17 protein-coding genes are annotated in these 21,645 nt (G+C 34.2%); 10 read left to right on the top strand and 7 right to left on the bottom strand.

Annotated features, from left to right (window positions below):
* Positions 1-75: 75 nt before the first annotated feature.
* The 7 genes from MTX13_RS02085 to MTX13_RS02115 all read right to left on the bottom strand — a co-directional run bounded on the left by MTX13_RS02085 (position 76) and on the right by MTX13_RS02115 (position 9,437).
* The gene (locus tag MTX13_RS02085) at positions 76-948 is read right to left on the bottom strand and encodes an anti-sigma factor (RefSeq protein WP_250432733.1); all 873 of its coding nucleotides are present in this window, start codon (positions 946-948) and stop codon (positions 76-78) included.
* Positions 949-1,019: 71 nt separating this feature from the next.
* On the bottom strand, positions 1,020-1,691 hold the full coding sequence (locus tag MTX13_RS02090) for a Crp/Fnr family transcriptional regulator (RefSeq protein ID WP_250432734.1): 672 nt from the start codon (positions 1,689-1,691) through the stop codon (positions 1,020-1,022).
* Positions 1,692-1,803: 112 nt separating this feature from the next.
* Positions 1,804-4,071 (bottom strand): aconitate hydratase, encoded by a 2,268-nt coding sequence (locus MTX13_RS02095; RefSeq protein ID WP_250432735.1) that lies wholly within the window; start codon positions 4,069-4,071, stop codon positions 1,804-1,806.
* 200 nt (positions 4,072-4,271) lie between these two features.
* Positions 4,272-5,225, bottom strand: a complete 954-nt coding sequence (locus MTX13_RS02100) for an AAA family ATPase (RefSeq protein WP_250432737.1) — start codon at positions 5,223-5,225, stop codon at positions 4,272-4,274.
* 2 nt (positions 5,226-5,227) lie between these two features.
* Positions 5,228-6,670, bottom strand: coding sequence for a peptidylprolyl isomerase (locus MTX13_RS02105; RefSeq protein WP_250432739.1), 1,443 nt, complete (start codon positions 6,668-6,670; stop codon positions 5,228-5,230).
* On the bottom strand, positions 6,633-7,487 hold the full coding sequence (locus MTX13_RS02110; RefSeq protein ID WP_250432741.1) for a peptidyl-prolyl cis-trans isomerase: 855 nt from the start codon (positions 7,485-7,487) through the stop codon (positions 6,633-6,635). The genes MTX13_RS02105 and MTX13_RS02110 overlap by 38 nt, the downstream gene beginning before the upstream one ends.
* Positions 7,488-9,437 (bottom strand): peptidylprolyl isomerase, encoded by a 1,950-nt coding sequence (locus tag MTX13_RS02115; RefSeq protein WP_250432743.1) that lies wholly within the window; start codon positions 9,435-9,437, stop codon positions 7,488-7,490. It abuts the gene before it with no gap.
* A 161-nt stretch (positions 9,438-9,598) separates the two neighbouring features.
* Between MTX13_RS02115 and MTX13_RS02120 the strand changes: the two genes are divergently transcribed.
* The 10 genes from MTX13_RS02120 (at position 9,599) to MTX13_RS02165 (ending at position 21,605) form a co-directional block, all read left to right on the top strand.
* Positions 9,599-10,054, top strand: a complete 456-nt coding sequence (locus MTX13_RS02120; RefSeq protein WP_250432745.1) for an SRPBCC family protein — start codon at positions 9,599-9,601, stop codon at positions 10,052-10,054.
* A gap of 77 nt (positions 10,055-10,131) precedes the next feature.
* On the top strand, positions 10,132-12,345 hold the full coding sequence (locus MTX13_RS02125; protein WP_250432747.1) for a RelA/SpoT family protein: 2,214 nt from the start codon (positions 10,132-10,134) through the stop codon (positions 12,343-12,345).
* Positions 12,346-12,371: 26 nt separating this feature from the next.
* Entirely contained in the window at positions 12,372-12,824 is a 453-nt protein-coding gene (locus MTX13_RS02130; RefSeq protein WP_250432748.1) for a Fur family transcriptional regulator, read from the top strand.
* A gap of 12 nt (positions 12,825-12,836) precedes the next feature.
* On the top strand, positions 12,837-14,108 hold the full coding sequence (locus tag MTX13_RS02135; protein ID WP_250432750.1) for an adenylosuccinate synthase: 1,272 nt from the start codon (positions 12,837-12,839) through the stop codon (positions 14,106-14,108).
* 128 nt (positions 14,109-14,236) lie between these two features.
* Positions 14,237-16,072 carry an OstA-like protein gene (locus MTX13_RS02140; protein WP_250432752.1) on the top strand — a complete coding sequence of 612 codons (1,836 nt, stop codon included), beginning with the start codon at positions 14,237-14,239 and terminating at the stop codon, positions 16,070-16,072.
* The gene (locus MTX13_RS02145) at positions 16,072-17,262 is read left to right on the top strand and encodes an aspartate aminotransferase family protein (RefSeq protein ID WP_250432753.1); all 1,191 of its coding nucleotides are present in this window, start codon (positions 16,072-16,074) and stop codon (positions 17,260-17,262) included. The genes MTX13_RS02140 and MTX13_RS02145 overlap by 1 nt, the downstream gene beginning before the upstream one ends.
* 140 nt (positions 17,263-17,402) lie before the next feature.
* Complete coding sequence (locus MTX13_RS02150; protein ID WP_250432755.1) at positions 17,403-18,791, top strand: tetratricopeptide repeat protein; 1,389 nt, start codon at positions 17,403-17,405, stop codon at positions 18,789-18,791.
* A 54-nt stretch (positions 18,792-18,845) separates the two neighbouring features.
* Positions 18,846-19,856 (top strand): DUF368 domain-containing protein, encoded by a 1,011-nt coding sequence (locus tag MTX13_RS02155; protein ID WP_250432756.1) that lies wholly within the window; start codon positions 18,846-18,848, stop codon positions 19,854-19,856.
* Positions 19,856-20,875: a DUF368 domain-containing protein gene (locus tag MTX13_RS02160; RefSeq protein WP_250432757.1), complete on the top strand. Its 1,020-nt coding sequence runs from the start codon at positions 19,856-19,858 to the stop codon at positions 20,873-20,875. The genes MTX13_RS02155 and MTX13_RS02160 overlap by 1 nt, the downstream gene beginning before the upstream one ends.
* Entirely contained in the window at positions 20,844-21,605 is a 762-nt protein-coding gene (locus MTX13_RS02165; RefSeq protein WP_250432759.1) for a shikimate dehydrogenase family protein, read from the top strand. Before MTX13_RS02160 ends, MTX13_RS02165 begins: the two co-directional genes overlap by 32 nt.
* Positions 21,606-21,645: the final 40 nt, after the last annotated feature.

The following is a 21,645-nucleotide window of genomic DNA, read 5'->3' on the forward strand; positions in this document are numbered from 1 at the left end:
TTAAAAAATTAAAGCATAGTTTCTTTGACGAAACTATGCTTTAAAACTAACAAAAACAAAGTTGCAATAATCAACTTATCTGCTTACTGAGCCACTAGGTAATGATCCCAAATTCTGACCAAAGTCGTGAACAGCTGGTGCCGTTGCCATTCCTGCTGTACCAACCAAAGGCTTCATAGCAAAAGGAGCTGGTGAGTTATCTGGTACGGGCTCAACCGATATAACTACTGTTCTATTTCTAATATCCAGTGGAAATGTTTCTCCTGCTGGTTCGTTTAAAAAGAAATCTTCTCCAGGAACTGGAGGACCTGGTTGTACAGTTTCACTAAAAGGCGCAGCAGCATCAGCCATATCAAAAACATTGAATGTTCCTGTTGTTAATGGGCCTGAATCTCCAACTACCCAACCTTCGTATGTCCATCCATCTGGTAACGTAGGTAAATTAAAATTGGAAACTGGTGGCATTCCAGGAGTACCAAACCAAACACCATTCTCATCATTACCATTATTCACACCACTTTCGTCAGTAGGTGTTCTTAAAAAGAAAGCGCCAGAAGCATTAGAAAAATCACCCACAATACCAGTATCGACACTGGCTGTATTACCTGAAAAATCGCCAGCCAAAACTTTAGTGTCTGCTGGTGCAGGGTCACTATCGACAGCTGGTTCGATTGATAGTACAAACGTAGTTGCACTATTCAATTGTGCTGTGTTAACCAAAAACGTTTGTGGAAATGAAACACTAGAAAATGTTCCTGTTGAAATAGGTGCTCCATCTACAATAATCCAACCTTCATAAACATAATCTGAACCTAAAGACTCCAATCCGGAAAGGTTTAGTGTTAAAGGAGAACTAGTTGGTGCATTAGAATTATTGTCATCGTCATTACTACAAGATGTAATTATAACAGACAATGCCAAAACCGAAAAAAACATTTTTTTAATCATTGCATTTTAATTTTAAAGTTATTACCCAAAATTAAAATAGCAAATGCATTAAAAGTGTTAGCTAGCTAACACTAACTGGCATTTTTAAAAATTCTGATTTCTTTTCGGTTAAAATCTAAATAGTTTTCTGATTTCAGTTCTTGAAGTAAAATATTAAGTGTCGGCCTAGAAGTCCCTATTAGGGAAGCGATATCTTTTTGTGTGTAAGGATGTTTAATAACATGATCTCCTGTTTGCTCGCAATCATAACCATATTCAGTACATAATTCATTTAGAAATTCTACTAACCTAGTTTTTGCATCCTTAAATAAGAGCAACTGCAAACGTCGTTCAAGCTTCTTGAACTTAAAGCCAATAAATTTATATATTTTAAAACTGAAGGTTTGATTATCGCGCATTAAATCATGCATGGTTTGAACACCTATAGGACAAATAGATGTATTATTATCCAAAGATTGAGCGAATTCATCACGAACCGATTCTCCTAAAATAGCTTTTTCCCCAAAAAGCTCACCTCTTGTTAAAATAGCTTTAACTACTTCATCTCCGTTCTCACTGTAATAACCGATTTTAACTTTACCTTTTTCAATAAGATAAACCTTATTGGCAGCATCGGCTTCAAAATAGATATAATCTTTTTTCTTATAAGCATCAAAATCATGATTAGACTTGTATGCCTTGAATTTATGTGGACATAAAACTTTAAACAAGTTTACATCTTCAAAAAACCACAGATTACCCATTGATTTGAAATTGTTAGTTAGTCAGATTGTCGTAATGGAAACCAAATACTTACAAACAAAAAAAAACTCCTAACTAACAGTTAGGAGTTTTTAATATTGTCGTTAATTATAATTAAGCGTTTTGCTTCTTTATTAAATTTAAAGCCGAACCTTCATTAAACCAATCAATTTGCGCTTGGTTATATGTGTGATTAACTTCAATGACATCTTTTGTACCATCCTTATGTACAAACTCAATATGTAAAGGTTTGTCTGGTGCAAAGCCATCTAAATCTAAAAAGTTGATAGTATCATCTTCTTGAATTAAATCGTAATCGTTTTCATTGGCAAATGTCAAACCTAACATACCTTGCTTTTTAAGATTTGTTTCATGAATACGCGCAAAAGATTTCACAATTACCGCCGCAACACCTAAATGTCTAGGTTCCATAGCAGCATGTTCTCTTGAAGAACCTTCTCCGTAATTATGATCACCTACAACTACTGAATAGATTCCCTTAGCTTTATATTGACGAGCAACATCTGGAACACCTTCATAATCACCATTTAACTGGTTTTTAACAAAGTTTGTTTTCTTGTTATATGCATTAACAGCACCAATTAACATATTATTTGAAATATTATCCAAATGTCCACGGTAACGCAACCAAGGTCCAGCCATAGAAATATGGTCAGTTGTACACTTTCCAAAAGCCTTTATTAACAATTTAGCACCTTTAATCTCTCTTCCAATAGGTTCGAATGGTGTCAACAATTGTAAACGTTCTGAACTTGGATCTACTGTTACTTCAACATGGCTACCATCTGCCACTGGAGCTAAATACCCATTGTCATCTACTTCAAAACCTTTAGGTGGCAATTCCCATCCTGTAGGTTCATCTAACATAACCTCTTCCCCATTTTCATTTATCAACTTATCGGTTAATGGATTAAAATCTAATCGTCCAGCTATAGCAATAGCAGCTGTTAATTCTGGAGAAGCTACAAATGCATGTGTGTTAGGATTACCATCTGCACGTTTCGCAAAGTTTCTATTAAAAGAATGCACAATACTATTTTTAGGTGCATTTTTAGGATCTTCATAACGCGCCCATTGTCCAATACATGGTCCACAGGCATTGGTAAATATTTTGGCATCTAATTTTTCAAATACTTGTAGAATTCCATCACGTTCGGCTGTAAACCTAACCTGCTCCGAACCTGGATTAATTCCAAATTCAGCTTTAGTCTTTAAACCTTTATCCAACGCTTGTTGGGCAATTGAAGAAGCACGTGATAAATCTTCATATGATGAATTGGTACAAGAACCTATTAAACCCCATTCTACTTTTATAGGCCAATCATTAGCTTTTGCTTTTTTAGTCATTTCAGAGCCAACTGATGTTGACAAATCTGGTGTAAACGGACCGTTTAATAATGGACCCAATTCAGATAGGTTAATTTCTATAACTTGATCAAAATACTGTTCTGGATTAGCATAAACTTCATCATCACCTGTTAAATACGTTCTAATTTCATTAGCTGCATCGGCAACATCTGCTCTATCTGTAGCACGTAAATAACGCTCCATTGAGTCATCATATCCAAATGTTGATGTGGTGGCGCCAATTTCGGCTCCCATGTTACAAATGGTTCCTTTTCCAGTACAAGACATTGCGGTTGCTCCTGGCCCAAAATATTCAACTATAGCTCCAGTACCTCCTTTTACGGTAAGAATTTCAGCTACTTTTAAAATCACATCTTTTGGGGCAGTCCATCCTGATAACTTACCAGTTAACTTAACACCAATAAGCTTCGGGAATTTTAGCTCCCAAGCCATACCTGCCATTACATCAACTGCATCTGCTCCACCGACTCCAATAGCAACCATTCCCAATCCACCAGCATTAACAGTATGCGAATCTGTACCTATCATCATTCCTCCTGGAAAAGCATAGTTTTCCAAAACTACTTGATGTATTATTCCAGCTCCAGGTTTCCAGAAACCTATACCATACTTATTAGATACAGACTCCAAGAAATTAAATACCTCATTACTTGTGTTAAGCGCATTTTGCAAATCTTGAGTAGCACCTACTTTTGCTTGAATTAAATGATCGCAATGTACCGTTGTGGGAACCGCAACCTTATCTTTACCAGCCTGCATAAACTGCAACAAAGCCATTTGAGCTGTAGCGTCTTGACATGCAACTCTATCTGGTGCAAAGTCTACATAATCCTTACCGCGTTGGAAAGCTTGGGTTGGTTTGCCATCCCATAAATGTGAATATAATATCTTTTCAGAAAGAGTTAAAGGCTTACCCACTATTTCTCTTGCTGCATCAACACGCTCTGACATTGTAGCGTAAACCTTTTTTATCATGTCAATATCAAATGCCATATAATATCTTTTTTAGGTGATTAATTTTTTTAGTCCTGCAAAATTACAAAATATCCAAGACATTTAAAAATAGTGTAATGAAATACTGAATTTCATGAGAATAATTCAAAAAATACTACGCTTTTACATAATATTTTAAGATTTTGATAATTTTACTATTGAAAAAATAATAAATTAACAACAATTAGAGATTGAAAATTTTAGAATAAATCCCTAATAATTTGTTCCTCAGTAATCCCTTCGGCTTCTGCTTTGTAATTTTTAATAATTCTATGCTTAAAAATAGAATGTGCTACGGCTTGCACATTTTCAATATCAGGAGAAAATTTACCATGAATTGCTGCATGGGTTTTAGCTGCTAATATTAAGTTTTGAGATGCTCTTGGCCCAGCTCCCCAATCAATATAGTTTTTTACTAAATCTGTTGCCTCAGGACTGTTAGGCCTTGTTTTGCCCGTCATTTTTACGGCATATTCTACAACATTATCTGCTACTGGAATTCTTCTAATAAGATGCTGAATATCTAAAATCTCTTGTGCAGTGAATAACGCATTAACGGTTGCCAGTGTATCTGTAGTAGTAGATTTAACAACCTGTACTTCTTCCTCAAAAGTTGGGTAACTTAAATTTACAGCAAACATAAAACGGTCTAATTGAGCTTCTGGCAATGGGTAAGTTCCTTCTTGCTCTATTGGGTTTTGGGTTGCCAACACAAAATATGGCAAGCTTAATTTGTAATGATGACCAGCAACGGTTACAGCACGTTCTTGCATAGCTTCCAATAAAGCGGCTTGCGTTTTAGGTGGCGTACGGTTGATTTCGTCTGCTAAAATAATATTTGAAAATATAGGGCCTTTAATAAATTTGAAGGTTCGGTTTTCATCTAGTATCTCGCTACCCAATATATCACTAGGCATTAAATCTGGTGTAAACTGAATACGTTTAAAATCTAACCCCAACGCTTGTGCTATTGTATGAACCATTAATGTTTTTGCTAAACCTGGAACACCTATCAGTAAGGCATGTCCACCCGAAAAAATTGAAATCAAAATTTGATTAATTACTTCATCTTGACCTACAATTACTTTAGCAATTTCAGTTTTTAAGTCTTTATATTTTTTTACAAATGATTCTATCGCAGCTACGTCTGACATTCTTATTTCTTTAACCAGTTACTTGTAAAATCGCAATCTCTATACTCACCATTAATCTTGATATAGGTATCTTTAATTTTCTGGTCTTGCCAAGCATCGATTGCTTTAATACGTTTTTCATTAAGTGCTAGCTCTTTAATTTTCAAATAGTCACGAGCATAATCTGCTACGTGCTCATCGACACGGTCGCTAACCATTAATATTTTGAACTTAATATTTCCCGTTCGTCCTCTATCTGTTTGAATTAAACTAATTTCATCTTCTTTTAAATCTTGAATTTGGGCGTATAACTCTGGGTCCATTTTGGTTAATTCAAAATTATAATCTTGAGTTGCCGGGTTAATTAAAAATCCGCCCTCACTCCTTGTCTCTTTTTCATCACTTGATTCCCTAGCAGCATCTGCAAAACTTATATCTCCATCTACTATACGTTGTCTAATTTTGACCAACTTCTCTCTAGCTTCTGCAACGGCCTGTTCTGAAACTTTAGGAATTAAAAGAATATGGCGCACATCGTATTCCTGACCTCTAATTTTTTCAAGGTAAATTATATGATACCCAAAATCAGTTTCAAATGGTTCGGAAATTTCACCTTCTTGTAACGAGAAAGCAACCTCTCTAAACTCTTTTACCATTCGAGGTCGTTTTCTGTTTAAGGTGTAAAGCCCTCCAGTTTTAATAGATTCTTTATCATCTGTGTACAAAACCACTTTTGACCTAAAACTTGCTCCATTTTCAATAACATCTGCTTTAAATTGATTTAACTGATTTATGACACGTTGTTTTTCTTCTTCAGAAACTTGAGGTTCTATTACAATTTGTGATACCTTTAATTCGGTTCCAAAAGTAGGGCGTTCATCTTTAGGTATTTTATTAAAAAATTGTCTAACCTCTTCTGGTGTAACCTCAACATCTGCTATAATTTTTTGCTGCATTTCACTTGCAAGCTTATTGCTTTTGTTAATCTCGTACATTTCATCCCTAAAGCTCTTTTCATCAGGTTTATTATAGAAAGCCAATAACTCTTCCATCGTTTTTCCTGACTGCGCCAAAAATTGTTGAATTTGATAATCTACGTTTGAACGTATTTCTGCATCAGAAACCTCTACACTATCTTGAATAGCATGATGCGCATACAGCTTATCTTCTAGAAGTTTACCAAATAGCTGGCAACGTGTTACGCCTTCTAACGAAGCACCTTGAGCCTTTAACTGTAAAAGCGTTCGGTCTACATCAGAATCTAAAACAACATAATCTCCTACAACAGCAGCAACACCATCTAATTTTAAAGCTCCAGCCGTTAATACTGAATCTACTTTTTGTTGTTTTGGTGTCTCTTCTTCTATAATTTCTTGAGAAATAACTTGCATTGGCAATAACAAAACCCCAAGCAACATTAATGTTGACTTAATTATATATTTCAAATTTCTTGTTTTTAATAGCATCTTTAGTAATGTCTTTTTCTAGCTCTTTAATTAACTCTAATTTTCTTTTGTTTATAACTATTTGATCTATAGTAGGCTTTACATATTCTAATGGAGCTGTATTGTTTCGCTCAAGCACATCATTAATATGCATCAAATATAGTCCTAATGAATCTTTGAGTTGTATAAAATTAGATTTTTTTAACAATTGATTTTTGTTTTCTGTTGTTATTGCCGGAATTTTATCTATGACCTGATTTACTTTTATCCAAATAGAATCATTAAGCGAATACGATTTAAACTGAACAGCTATTGAATCTAAATCGCGTTTATCCTGTACATTGTAGCGTTCTAGTTTTTTTTTGATATCAGCAGTATCAAATCTGTTTTCATCCAACTGTATATAGCGAAACTTAATTAAATCTTCATTTAAATTAAAAATTCCAATATTTTCCTGATAATAGGTTTGAGCTTCTTGAATTGAAACAACAGTATCTATACTCCTTGTTACAAGAGCCTCCAAGTAAGCCGAAGCATATAAATCCTTTTTATAATCTTCAGCCATTTTATCAAACTCATTTAGCTTTTGCTCATTTAAATTAACTCGTGCTCCAGCAACTAAAAGTTGCTCTGTGGCCCATTGATTTATAAAATTGGTTACTCTAATAGTACTGTCTTCTTGAGTAATCCCTTCGGTCAGCAAGTGCTGAATATCTTCTTGATACAAATAAGTTTCATTAACACGTGCAATAGGGTTCCTGTCATCTACTTGTTTAAAAAAATAATTACACGAAGTAAAGCATACTATGCTAATTAATATGACAGCTCTTTTTTTCAATTAGTTACTTTTAATTTGCGTTTTAACTTTATCTAAAACGGGTTCGTTAATTGCTATGGGATATTTCTGTTTTAGCTCTTCTAACCATACAGTTTCTTTGTACTGTTGATAATCGCTGATAATTTGACCTTTGGCTTCATCGTAGGATTTTAGCGATCTTGGCATGACTTCTGTTATCTTAACTACAACATATGCATCGTTATGATTATAGATTTTAGACACCCCTTTTTCAAATTTAACTGCTTTGGGCAAAGCTTGATGTGTCGCTTCCATTACTCCAACTGAGAAAATTACATGCACCTCGCCATTGACATTAATTTCCTTTTTTATATCATCTGGAGATGTACCCAATTCAAGTAACTTCTTTACTTGTTTAATAGTCGTTTTGTCTGATGAGGAAGCTACAATAGCATCTACGCGCTCATTCCAATAATATTTTGTTTTATTGTTTTCATAATAATTTTGGACCTCAACAGAATCTGTTTGTGCTGTATTCCAAATTTCTGTTTCCATAAGATCGAATAACAGTAACCCATCTCTATATTCATTGACAATATGTGCAAAATCTTCGTTCTCGTACTCTAAATTTTCTTCTTGATAAGCCATTAAATTTTGACTTAAAAAGTTATTATATTCATCATTAACCAAGCCTGAAATTGTTTTCTTGGCTCTTGACTTTCGCTGCATTTTATATAAATACTGCGCAAAGTCATCATAGGACACTGTTTTTTTATCAATAACTACAAGTGTTTTATTCGCTGTAAAATCTTCCGGAATTTCCCATTTTCCAACAAAATAGTCTTTGGTTACAATAGATTCAAAATAAGCCAAAGCAGCTTCATTATCTGTAACGTTGTATCGTGTTTTTAATTTACTTACAATGGAGTTATCAATAAGTTTAGACCTAGAATCTCTTTTCACCTTAACTTCAAGCTCTGGCTTCATTTCCTGAAAGGACTTAACGCCTTGTTTATCAATAAGTTTTATAATATGCCATCCAAACTCCGTAACAAATGGTTTTGAAATATCTCCAGGGCTCTCGAGACTAAAAGCAATATCTTCAAACTCAATAGAACTTAATTGACCGCCCGAAAAGGTATTGAGCCTACCGCCATTTGCAGCAGAACTTTTATCTTCGGAAAACTGTTTAGCCAAGGCCTCAAAAGACTCACCCTGTTGAATTTTTTGATAAATTTCGTTAATTCGGGTTTCAGCACTCTCTTGATTTTCACCTTGCTTGTTAGCTACCATTATGTGAGCTACAGTAAGTTCTCCTCTAGATTCACGTTTATCTTCAACTATTACAATGTGATATCCAAATTGGGTTTTAAATGGCATAGAAATCTCACCTAAATCTGTATTATAAGCCATGCTTTCAAATTCATATACCATTTTAAATCCAGAAAAATAACCTAACTCTTCAGCATAAACAGTTTTTCCGTTATGAACCTCATTTTTCACCTTGACAAACCCTTCCGCTTTAACTCTATCACGCAATTTAAGCAGCTCATTATATGCTAACAAAGTATCTTCAGGACTTGCACTAGCATCCATTCTAATTAAAATATGACTTGCTTTTACTTCATTAGTCATACGATAATAAGCTTCTTCCACCAACTCATCGGTAACTTCGGTATCGGTCAAATAGTTTTTTGCTAACTGCTTTTTGTAATTGTTAAGTTCTCTTACATAAGTAGCGTTTTTATCCAACCCCTTTGCTTTTGCTTCAGCAATCTTTAACTTATAATTAATAAAAAGATTTAAATATTCGTCTATATCTTTTTGAGATTCGTCTTGAACCAAATCTAAATTCTTATTGAAAATCCTAACAAACTCCGAAGCATAAACAGGTTCGTCTGCTATTGTAAATAATACATCATTATTAGTGACTTGAGAGTGCACTCGTATAAAAAAAAGCGCTAGAAATACAAACAAAAATTTTCTAATCATGGCTGTTTAACTTATTTATCTGAATAGTTGCAAAAATAGGAATATTAACCTATTAAACAAGTTACACCAACAAACGGAAGTGAAAGTTTTTTAGTATGTTTTTTTTAGTCATGTGGTTACCTCTAAAATTTATATCTTTAATTATCTAAAATGCAATCAAGATGAAGTATACAACAGAAATGATTATAAATGTCCCTTTAAAAGAGTTTATTGAAAAATTGGATAACCCAGAAAACATGAAACATTGGCAAAAAGGACTGATTGATTATGACCATGTTTATGGAACACCTGGCGAAATTGGTTCAAAAATGAAGTTGTCATACAAAATGGGCAAACGCGAAATGGAACTTATTGAAACCATTACATTCAACGACCTACCTTATGCCTTACACGCCACTTACGATACGAAAGGCATGCATAACATACAGGAAAACTTTTTTGAAGAATTGGCTGAAAACCAAACCAAATGGACCTCGAAAAACGAATTTATTCCAACCAGTTTTATGCTGCGTATGATGACACTTTTGATGCCCAATGCTTTTAAAAAGCAAACCAAAAAATATCTCACCGATTTTAAGAACTTTGCAGAAAAAGGAACATCAGTAGTAAAACCATAATTTTCTTAAAAGTACACTCTAAAAATTTATCTAATAATTTGGTTGGCTGTTAGTCTTGTTTATACTATTTTTAATTTATGACAGAAGTTGATATTGAAAAAGAAAATGCTGCAATTGCCAAAGCTTACAAAGAACTACTAAAAGTAAGCTACAGAACTCTTTCTAAAGATGACAAATTATTAATTAGAAAGGCTTTTGATGTTGCTGTTGAAGCCCATAAAGATCAACGAAGAAAATCAGGCGAAGCTTATATTTTCCATCCAATTGCGGTTGCTAAAATTGTAGCACAAGAAATTGGATTAGATGCAACCTCTATTGCTGCTGGCTTATTACACGATGTTGTAGAAGACAATGAAGAATACACTATTGAATTTATTGAAAAACAATTTGGGAAAACCGTAGCTACAATTGTTGAAGGCCTGACTAAAATATCATCTTTAAAAAAAGATACAAACGTCTCGTTACAAGCCGAGAATTTCAGAAAAATGCTTTTAACATTAAATGATGATGTTCGTGTTATAATTATAAAAATTGCTGATAGACTTCATAATATGCAAACCATGGAGTCTATGCGGCCAGACAAGCAGGTAAAAATAGCTTCAGAAACTTTATACATTTATGCACCCTTAGCACATAGAATAGGTTTGTATAATATTAAAACCGAACTTGAGGATTTAGGCTTAAAGTATACCGAACCCGATGTTTACAATGACATCCTAAATAAAATAAAGGAAAGCAAAGAAGAACAAGACAATTATATTAAAGAGTTTAGCTCTGTAATTTCAAAATCGTTAGACAAAGAACAGCTGGACTACGAAATAAAAGGCAGACCAAAATCAATTTTTTCCATTCGTCGTAAAATGCTTAATCAAGGGGTTTCTTTTGATGAAGTTTACGATAAATTTGCCGTAAGAATTATATACAAAAGCAAACCTGAAAACGAAAAATTCTTGGCGTGGAAAATCTATTCCATTGTAACCGATCATTTTAGACCAAACCCTACACGTTTACGCGACTGGATTTCGTCTCCCAAATCCACAGGTTATGAAGCCCTTCACATTACTGTTGTTGGGCCAAAAGGTCGTTGGGTAGAAGTTCAAATTAGAAGTCAGCGCATGAACGAAATTGCTGAAAAAGGTTACGCTGCACACTACAAATACAAAGAAGGCAATGATAATGACGATAGTATAGATTCATGGATAGCTAAGCTTCAAGAAACACTCGAGAATCCAGAGACCAATGCTGTAGATTTTGTTGAGCAATTTAAACTTAACCTCTACTCTAAAGAAATATTTGTTTTTACGCCTAGAGGTGATTTAAAGTCATTACCAAAAGGCGCTACACCATTAGATTTTGCTTTTAGCATTCACACCGAAGTTGGTATGAAAACTCGAGGCGCCAAGGTTAATGGTAAGTTAGTACCCTTAAGTCATGAACTTAAAAGTGGTGATCGTGTAGACATATTAACATCCGAAAGTGCTAAACCAAATCCTAACTGGTTAGATTATGCAACAACAGCTAGAGCTAGAAGTAAAATTAAATCATCGCTAAAAGAAGACAAAAAACTTGTTGCTGAAGACGGTAAAGAATTACTGCGCAGAAAGCTTAAACAACTTAAAATTACATTAGATGAAAAATCGGTTAACGAATTGGTTAACTACTTCAAATTAAAAACTAGTCTCGATTTATTTTATCGTGTTGGCATAGGCACTATAGACAATACCATGCTTAAAGATTTTGCTTCATCCAGAAGCAATGCCTTTATGAGTTATTTAAAAAATAAAATTTCTAGAAAAACACCTATACCAAAAGAAGAAATTGAAAAAGACGAGATTACCTCAAAATACGATTTATTGGTTTTTGGTAAAGAAGAGGAGAAATTAGATTACAAATTTGCCAACTGCTGTAATCCTATTCCGGGCGACCCTGTTTTTGGCTTCCTTACCATTAACGATGGTTTAAAAGTACACAAAAAAAATTGTCCAAATGCGGTAAGCCTGCAATCCAATTACGCCTATAGAATCATGCAAGCAAAATGGATAGATTCTTCTCAACAAGAATTTGCCGCCCAAATAAAACTTTCAGGTATCGACAATTTAGGATTAGTAAACAATATTACCCAAATGATATCTTCAAACATGCACGTAAACATGAAAAGTATCAGTTTTGAAAGTGATGACGGTATATTTTCTGGCAAAATAAACGTAGTTGTAAAAAACAATACCATGATTAAAAAACTAATCGATAATCTGAAAAAAATTAATGGTATAGATAAAGTAGAAAGAGTTTAAAAAATAGTGTAAATTTGCACCTTATTATGAGTGTGAAAACCGATACCAAAAACCAAGAGATTGTAAAAAACGTGTTTACAGCTTTTTTAAATGAAAAAGGGCACCGTAAAACACCTGAACGCTACGCAATTCTTCAAGAGATATATAATAGCGAAGAACATTTCGATATAGAATCGCTGTATCTAAACATGAAAAACAAAAAGTATCGTGTTAGTCGAGCAACACTATACAATACCATTGAATTGTTGCTAGAATGTGGCTTGGTGCGCAAACATCAGTTTGGTCAAAATCAAGCCCATTACGAAAAGTCATACTTCGACAAACAACATGACCATGTAATTTTAACCGATACTGGTGAAGTTATTGAATTCTGCGATCCACGCATTCAATCTATAAAAAAAACCATTGAAGAAGTTTTTGATATCGAAATTAAAAATCACTCACTCTACTTTTACGGTAACCGAAAATCAACTAAATAACAAAATTACAACATGGCAGTAGATCTACTACTAGGATTACAATGGGGAGACGAAGGCAAAGGGAAAATTGTCGATGTATTAACCTCAAAATACAATATTATTGCACGTTTTCAAGGTGGTCCAAATGCTGGGCACACACTTGTTTTTAACGGTATGAAACACGTACTTCATACCATTCCTTCTGGAATATTTCACGATGATGCCATTAATTTAGTTGGTAACGGTGTAGTAATAGATCCTGTAATTTTTAAAAAGGAGTTGGATAAACTTGCCGAACAACATGTTGACTATAAAAAATCACTATACATTTCAAGGAAAGCACACATTATTTTACCAACGCACCGTTTGCTGGATGCTGCTAGTGAAACTGCCAAAGGCAAAGCCAAAATAGGCTCCACCTTAAAAGGTATTGGTCCAACATATATGGATAAAACCGGTAGAAATGGTATTCGCGTTGGTGATTTGGAATTGGCCGATTGGAAAGAAAAATATCGTGCTTTAGCCAACAAGCACGAAGCCATGATAAACTTTTACAATGTTGACATTCAATATGATTTAAAAGAATTGGAAAACGAATTCTTTGAAGCCGTAAAGGTTTTAAAATCGTTAAAATTAATCGACTCTGAAGAGTATATTTTTCAAGCACAAAAAGAAGGTAAAACTATTTTAGCCGAAGGTGCACAAGGCTCATTATTGGATATTGATTTTGGAACCTATCCGTTTGTGACCTCAAGCAATACTACTGCTGCTGGTGCGTGTACTGGTTTAGGTGTGGCTCCTAATAAAATTGGTGATGTATTTGGTATTTTTAAAGCCTACACTACTCGAGTAGGTTCTGGACCATTCCCTACAGAATTATTTGATAAAGATGGTGAGACCATGGCCAAAGTAGGTCATGAGTTTGGAGCCACTACAGGAAGACCACGTCGTTGTGGTTGGTTAGATTTGGTTGCTTTAAAATATGCCTGTCAAGTAAATGGTGTTACCCAACTTATGATGATGAAAGCCGATGTTCTTTCAGGTTTTAAAGCTTTAAAAGTTTGTACCGCTTACAAATATAAAGGCGAAACCATTACACATTTACCTTATAATATTGAACCCGAAAATGTAGAACCTATCTATACAGAATTTAAAGGTTGGGCAGCCGATTTAACAGAAATGTCTGAAGCATCACAGATGCCAGATGAGTTAAATGCGTATATAGCTTTCTTGGAAAAAGAGCTAGAAATACCTATTACCATAGTATCTGTTGGACCTGACAGAAAACAGACTATTTTTAGGTAGTTTCAATCAACAAAACAAATTATTAGACCTGTTAAGATTTCATTCTAACAGGTCTTTTTTAATTAAAAAAAACTTAAACCTTGACAACAGTTGGCTATAATGCTTATTTTTGGCTTAAAATTTAGAATTTGAAATTATACAAGTTATTATATTGCTTTCTTCTTATTACCGCTAGTGTTTTTACTTCAGTTCAAGCACAAGAACAAAAAACCATTGAAATAAAATATTCTGGTTTTTTAGACATTAAAGAAGGTGAAACACCTGGCTTAAAAGTTATGCTCCGTGACGACAGACAACAAGTTCACGTATTCCATGAAGGTGTTGACATGTGGTGCGATAAAGCCTTGCTCTATAGCGATGAAAACTTTGTTGAAGCTTATGGCAATGTGAAAATGAAACAAGGCGACACCATTAATATGAACGCCAAATATGTGGAGTATAGTGGTAAAACCAAATTAGCTTTTGCAAGTGGTAACGTAGTTTTAACCGAGCCCAATTCAGTCTTAACCACAGACACTTTATATTTTGATAGAGTGAAACAGCAATCGTTTTATAAAAGCGGAGGTCGTGTAGTTCGTGATTCGTCTGGAACTATTACCAGTAAAATTGGGCGTTACTATATGAACTCTAAAAAATACCAGTTTGTTAAAGATGTTGTTGTTGTAAATCCGGACTACACCATAAAGACCAATAATCTCGATTTTTATTCAGAATCGGGTCATGCCTATTTATTTGGTCCATCAACCATAACCACCAAAGAAAGTAAAACGTATTGCGAAAAAGGATTTTACAATACCCAAACCAAACAAGGCTATGCGGTTAAAAAATCACGAATAGACTACGACAATCGTATTTTTGAAGGCGATAGCATGTTTTTTGACAACACGAGAAGCTTTGCTTCTGCCACAAATAATATTAGGGTTACAGATACGGTAAACAATAGTATTATAAAAGGGCATTACGCCGAAATTTACAAAGAAAAAGATTCGGTTTTCATTACCAAACGCGCATTGGCAATTACTGTTCAAGAAAACGATTCGATATATATGCATGCCGATACTTTGATGGTTACAGGCAAACCCGAAAAACGTATTACTCGTGCATATTACAATGCTAAATTCTATAAATCTGACATGAGCGGAAAAGCTGATTCGGTTCATGTGGATCATGCTTCGGGCCTTACACAAATGATTAACCTGTCTCGCTTTTCATCAACGGATCCATTTGCTAAAAGCAGGCATCCTATAATTTGGAATTTACAAAACCAAATGACTGGAGATACCATTCATCTCATTTCCAATCCAAAAACCGAAAAGATAGATTCGCTTTTGGTTTTTAATAATGCCTTTATTATCAGTAAGGACACAATTAGTGAAAATGGCTTTAACCAAATTAAAGGCAAAACTTTAGTAGGATTATTCGATGACAACAATACTTTACGCCAAGTAGATATCGATAAAAATGCTGAATCCATCTTTTTCGCAAGAGATGAAAACCAAGAGTTGTTTAGTATAGACAAAGCCAAATCTGGTAGAATTTCTATGTTCTTTAGCGAAGGAACCATTGAACAATACAATCGTTATAATCAAGTAGATGCTGTAAGTTATCCAGAATCACAATTTCCTGAAAACGCTAGGCTGCTTCGTGGTTTTGTTTGGCGTGATGAAGAGCGTCCAAAAAGCGTTGAAGATTTATTTAGCGATGATCCTCCTCTGGTTTTACCAGTGATAAAAGGTTTAGATGACTATGTTCCTCAAGAAGAGTTTTTTGACGATGCCATGTTAGAACGTATTGAAAAAGCCGGTAACAGTACCAAAAAACAAAACAATAAGCAACAACAAAAAGGCACTATTGAAAAACCGTCTAAAGCATCGCGAAATATCCCTAAAGATAAGCTAGAGCAAATTGACAAAAAGAAGAAAGCTAAAAACAGGAAAAAACCAACGCTAGAAACAGATGATTGATGGCAAGTTCAGACTTTTTTAAATATCAAGCGCAAACCTCACCTCATCCTTTGGCAATGGAAGTCTCACATGCCGAAGGCAGCCTAATTTTCGACAAAAACAAAAAACAGTATTTAGATTTTGTTGCTGGTGTTTCAGCCTGCACCCTAGGACACAAACACCCAAAAGTTGTTAATGCCATTAAAGACCAGTTGGATAAATATCTTCATGTTATGGTTTATGGTGAGTATGAGCAAGAACCTGCTGTTAAACTCACTAAATTATTGGCTAGTCAACTACCTAAAACCCTTCAAAAAACCTACCTAACAAATTCAGGTACTGAAGCTGTTGAAGGCGCTATAAAATTGGCTAAACGTGCTACTGGTAGAAGTGAAGTTATTGCGGCACATCATGCCTATCATGGAAATACTATGGGAGCCATGAGTGTTATGGGATATGAAGAACGCAAGCAAGCATTTAGACCCTTAATTCCAAATATTCGATTTATAAATTTCAATTCAGTTGAAGATTTACGGTATATTTCATCACAGACGGCATGTGTTATTTTAGAAACTATTCAAGGAGGTGCTGGATTTATTGAACCAAAAAATGACTATCTATTAAAAGTTCAGGAACGTTGCCAAGCGGTTGGAGCTTTATTGATTTTAGATGAAATACAACCTGGAATTGGACGTACCGGAAAACTATTTGGCTTTGAAAACTACAATTGTGTTCCAGATATTTTAGTTACAGGTAAAGGATTGGGTGGTGGTATGCCAATTGGTGCGTTTACGGCTTCAGAAAGACTAATGGATTTACTTCAAGACCGACCAAAACTTGGCCATATTACTACTTTTGGCGGACACCCAGTAATTGCAGCTGCCGCACATGCAACCCTAAAAGAGGTTATTGATAGTGACTTAATGGCTAAGGCATTAGAAAAAGAAAACCTGGTTCGTAAGCATTTAAAGCATCCGCTTATTACAGAAATAAGAGGAATAGGCTTAATGCTCGCAGCTATAACAGCTTCAGAAGACATAACCAACAAAGTTATTTTGGAGGCTCAAAATCAAGGGCTTATCTTATTTTGGTTACTGTTTGAACCTAAAGCCATACGTATTACACCACCGCTTACCATTACAAATGATGAAATTATTACAGGTTGTAACATCATTAAAGAAATCTTAAATAAAATATCATCTGAAGCCTGATTTTCAATACGCTGATAATCAATTACAAATCCATCAACAGACCCTAATGTTGATTATTTTGTTAAAAACATTTACCGAATTCAAGTCAATCGTCCATTTAGAACAGTACATTTATTAGCGGAAACCATATAATAGTGCTTATGGAGTTACGTCCCAACGACAACAACAATTTATCACTTACCAGATTTGAATCAATGCTAAAAACAAACAACGTTTTGTTTTTTGATTCTGAAGAATTCGAAAACATCATCCACCATTATCTCAACCAAGGCAAAATTGCATTAGCAAAAAAAGCCATAAAATTGGGCTTGCAACAACACCCTACTTCAACAAACTTAAAACTTTTTAAAGTTGAAGTTTTTGTTTTTGAAAACGATTTGGATCGTGCCGACTCAATGATTAATGAGCTCTATGCTTTAGAGCCTTTAAACGAAGAAATTTACATTCAAAAAGCTAACATTCTATCCAAACGTGATGATCATGCGAAAGCTATTGAAGTATTAAAAAAAGCACTCGAACTTTCTGAAGACCCAATAGACATATACTCTTTAATTGGAATGGAGTATCTGTTTTTGGATCAATTTGAAGATGCTAAAACATGCTTCATGAAATGTTTGGAAGCTGATTTAATGGACTACTCTGCGCTTCACAACATGATTTATTGTTTTGAGTTTTTAGGCCAACATGATGAAGCCATTTCCTACTTAAATACATTTTTAGATAATAATCCATACTGCGAAATTGCTTGGCATCAATTAGGCAAACAATATTTTGAGCTGAAAGATTACAAAAAAGCATTAGCTGCTTTTGATTTTGCAATTATTTCAGATGATACTTTTATAGGAGCTTACCTTGAAAAAGGTAAGGTTTTAGAAAAACTAAAAAAGTATGAAGAAGCTATTGAAAGCTATAGTCTAACACTTAAGCTAGATGACCCTACGTCGTTTGCATTATTGCGCATTGGTCAATGTCATGAAAAATTAGGAAATAAAGATTTGGCAGTACAATACTATTATAAAACGGTTAAAGAAGATCCACTCCTTGATAAAGGTTGGATAGCCATTACCAAATTTTACAATAAGAGAAAAAACTACCAAAAGTCATTATATTATATTAACAAGGCTATAAATATTGATTCTGATAATGTAATATATTGGAAATTATATGCACAAATTAACCAACGTTTAGGCTTTTTGGAAGAAGCTGAACGCGGCTACAAAAGAGCTTTAGAATTAGGAAACTACGAATTAAGCACTTGGCTAACTCGAGGTGATATTTTATGGCAATTGGGCGAGCCAGAGGCTGCTATATACAACTTATTGCAAGCATCAGAATTCTATCCTGAAAATGCCGAAATTGAATTTAGGCTTGCCGGTTTATATTATACGCAAAATGAAACTGAAACAGGATCGTATCATTTAAAAAACGGCATTCGTTTTAACGCAGAATTCGCCATTATAATTGAAGAATTATTTCCTAAAGTCTATACAAATTCGCAGGTTAAATTGCTGCTAAAAGCCGAACTTTAGTTCACTAGTCTTACTTAAATTACTACCTTTGATTTTCTATTTTAAAATCAAAGCATGCAAAGACGAAATATTGACTATTTGTTAATAACACTCAAGGGAATTGCAATGGGTGCAGCAGATGCCGTACCTGGTGTTTCAGGTGGCACAATTGCTTTTATTTCTGGTATTTATGAAGAACTTATTGATACTATAAGCAATATTAATCTTTCACTTTTTAAAGTTTTAAAACGCGATGGCATTTTGGCATTTTGGAGAGCCTTAAACGGTAGTTTTTTGCTTGCATTATTATTGGGCATTATAGTAAGCTTTGTTTCCTTTATGCGACTTGCAAAGTATCTTATTGAATTCCATCCTATTTTAATTTGGTCGTTTTTCTTTGGCCTTATTATAGCCAGCATATATTTTGTAGGAAGGCAAATAAAAAAATGGCATCTTGGTTCAATATTAGCACTAATAATTGGTGCAGTTGCAGCCTATGCCATAACACTCTTGCCAAGTTCAGCAAATAACGAACATCCACTTTTTCTTTTCTTAGCTGGTGCTTTAGCAATCTGCGCCATGATTTTACCTGGTATTTCCGGTTCCTTTATATTAGTGGTATTGGGTGCTTACAAAACTTTAAGCGACGCCTTTCATGATTTTGACATTAAGCGTATTTTAATTTTTGCATCAGGTGCTTTAGTTGGTTTATTAAGCTTTAGCCATATTTTAAAATGGCTGTTCAAAAACTATCATAATGTAACATTGGCTTTGTTAACGGGCTTTATATTTGGTTCCTTAAATAAAGTATGGCCTTGGAAAATTACTGAATCTGTTATGGTTAAGGATACTGGAGAAATTTTACCCTTTTCAGATATATCAACTTTAAACAACTTAACCCTTTACCAACAACAGATTATGGATTTTGAATCACTAAAGGTCGTTTCAGAAAAAAGCATTTCGGCTTTTGCCTATTCAGAATTAAACAACAATATCGACCCTCAATGGCTTCCAGCCATCCTGCTTATGATTGCTGGATTTTTAACTATTTTTATTTTAGAAAAACTAGGTACCGAAAATAAATAATGCAAAGCACAAGAACTTTTACCGATAGAATATTCCTTTTTTTAAAAGGGTTAGCTATGGGTGCCGCAAACAAAGTTCCTGGTGTATCTGGTGGTGTTGTGGCTTTTGTAGCTGGCTTTTATGAAGAGTTTATCTATTCATTGCAAAAATTTAACGCTAAAGCTTTTAAATTGCTGATTAATGGTAGATTTAAAAGCTTTTACCAATATGTAAACGGAAGGTTTTTAAGTGTTCTGTTTTTGGGTACTGTAGTAAGCTACTTTAGTGTTTCCAAAATTTTAGACTACTTAATAAAGCACTATGAATTATATGTGTGGAGTGTTTTTTTCGGCATGATTATAGGCTCTATTTATTATATAAGAAAAGATTTTAAAGATTGGAATTTTAAAACCAATTTAGCTTTAATTATTGGTATTGTTTTGGGTGTAAGTATCAGTTTTTTAGACCCGGCAAAAGAAAACGACAATCTATGGTTTGTTTTTTTCTGTGGTATAATTAGTGTTTCTGGCATGACTCTACCTGGTTTTTCAGGGTCGTTCATCTTAATACTTCTTGGAAACTATGTCTTATTATTGGTCGACTCTGTAAATGCACTTTACGATACGTTTGCTGATATTTTACGAGGTGATTTCAATTTTGTTCAAGACGCTGTTCGTATGCGCATGCTTAAAGTTTTAGGTGTGTTTACTCTAGGATCTATTGCCGGACTCGTAAGTTTTTCGCATATATTAAACTATATTCTCAAGCATTACAAGAGCATAACTTTAGCTACCATAATTGGGTTCATTACGGGATCTCTTGGAGTAGTTTGGCCCTGGAAAGAAACAGTTTATAAATTACAAACCGATGGGAGTTTAATATTAAATTCCGAGGGCAATCCTATAGTAGAAAACTACAAACGTTATATGCCAGAAATAAGCATTGAAACATTATTGGCAGTAGTTTATATTATTGTTGGAGTTCTTATTGTATTGGCTTTAGCCAAGTATGGCGAAAAAACGAAGAGAAAATATGCGTGAGTTTGGCTTAATTGGTAAAGATATTTCGTACTCGTTTTCAAAAAACTATTTCAGCAATAAGTTTAACGATGAAAACATATTGGATGCTACCTATAAAAATTTTGATATTCAAACCATACATGAATTTCACGACGTACTGGAATCCAATTCGAATTTAATAGGTCTTAATGTAACCATTCCTTATAAAGAATCTGTTATACCATACCTGGACAAGCTTAACAAAAAAGCCAAAAAAATTGGAGCTGTTAACACTATTAAAATTACAGAAAAAGGTAAGCTAATAGGTTATAATACGGATTGCTATGGATTTAAAAAAGCTATAAAACCACATCTAAAAGCCAAACATAAGCGGGCATTAATTTTAGGAACTGGTGGCGCCAGTAAGGCTATTGCTTTCTCCTTAAAGCAACTGAATATTGATTATCAGTTTGTTTCTAGAACACCTTCAAAAAAAGGATATCTAACTTACAAATCTCTTACAGAAAATATTATAGACACCCATTTAATTATTGTAAACTGTACGCCTTTGGGAACCTTCCCTAATGTTGATGACGCTCCAACAATTCCTTATCGTGCCATTTCAAAAAACCATATTCTGTTCGATTTAATTTACAACCCTAATGAAACTGTTTTTCTTAAAAAGGGTAAGCAAAATCAGGCGACTACCATAAATGGTTACAGTATGCTGATATATCAGGCAGAAAAAGCCTGGAAAATTTGGACTAAATAGAAAGCTCTATTCATTTATAAATTCTTAATTAACTTTTGTA

The organism is Hanstruepera flava (assembly GCF_023634025.1).
Taxonomy (GTDB): domain Bacteria; phylum Bacteroidota; class Bacteroidia; order Flavobacteriales; family Flavobacteriaceae; genus Hanstruepera; species Hanstruepera flava.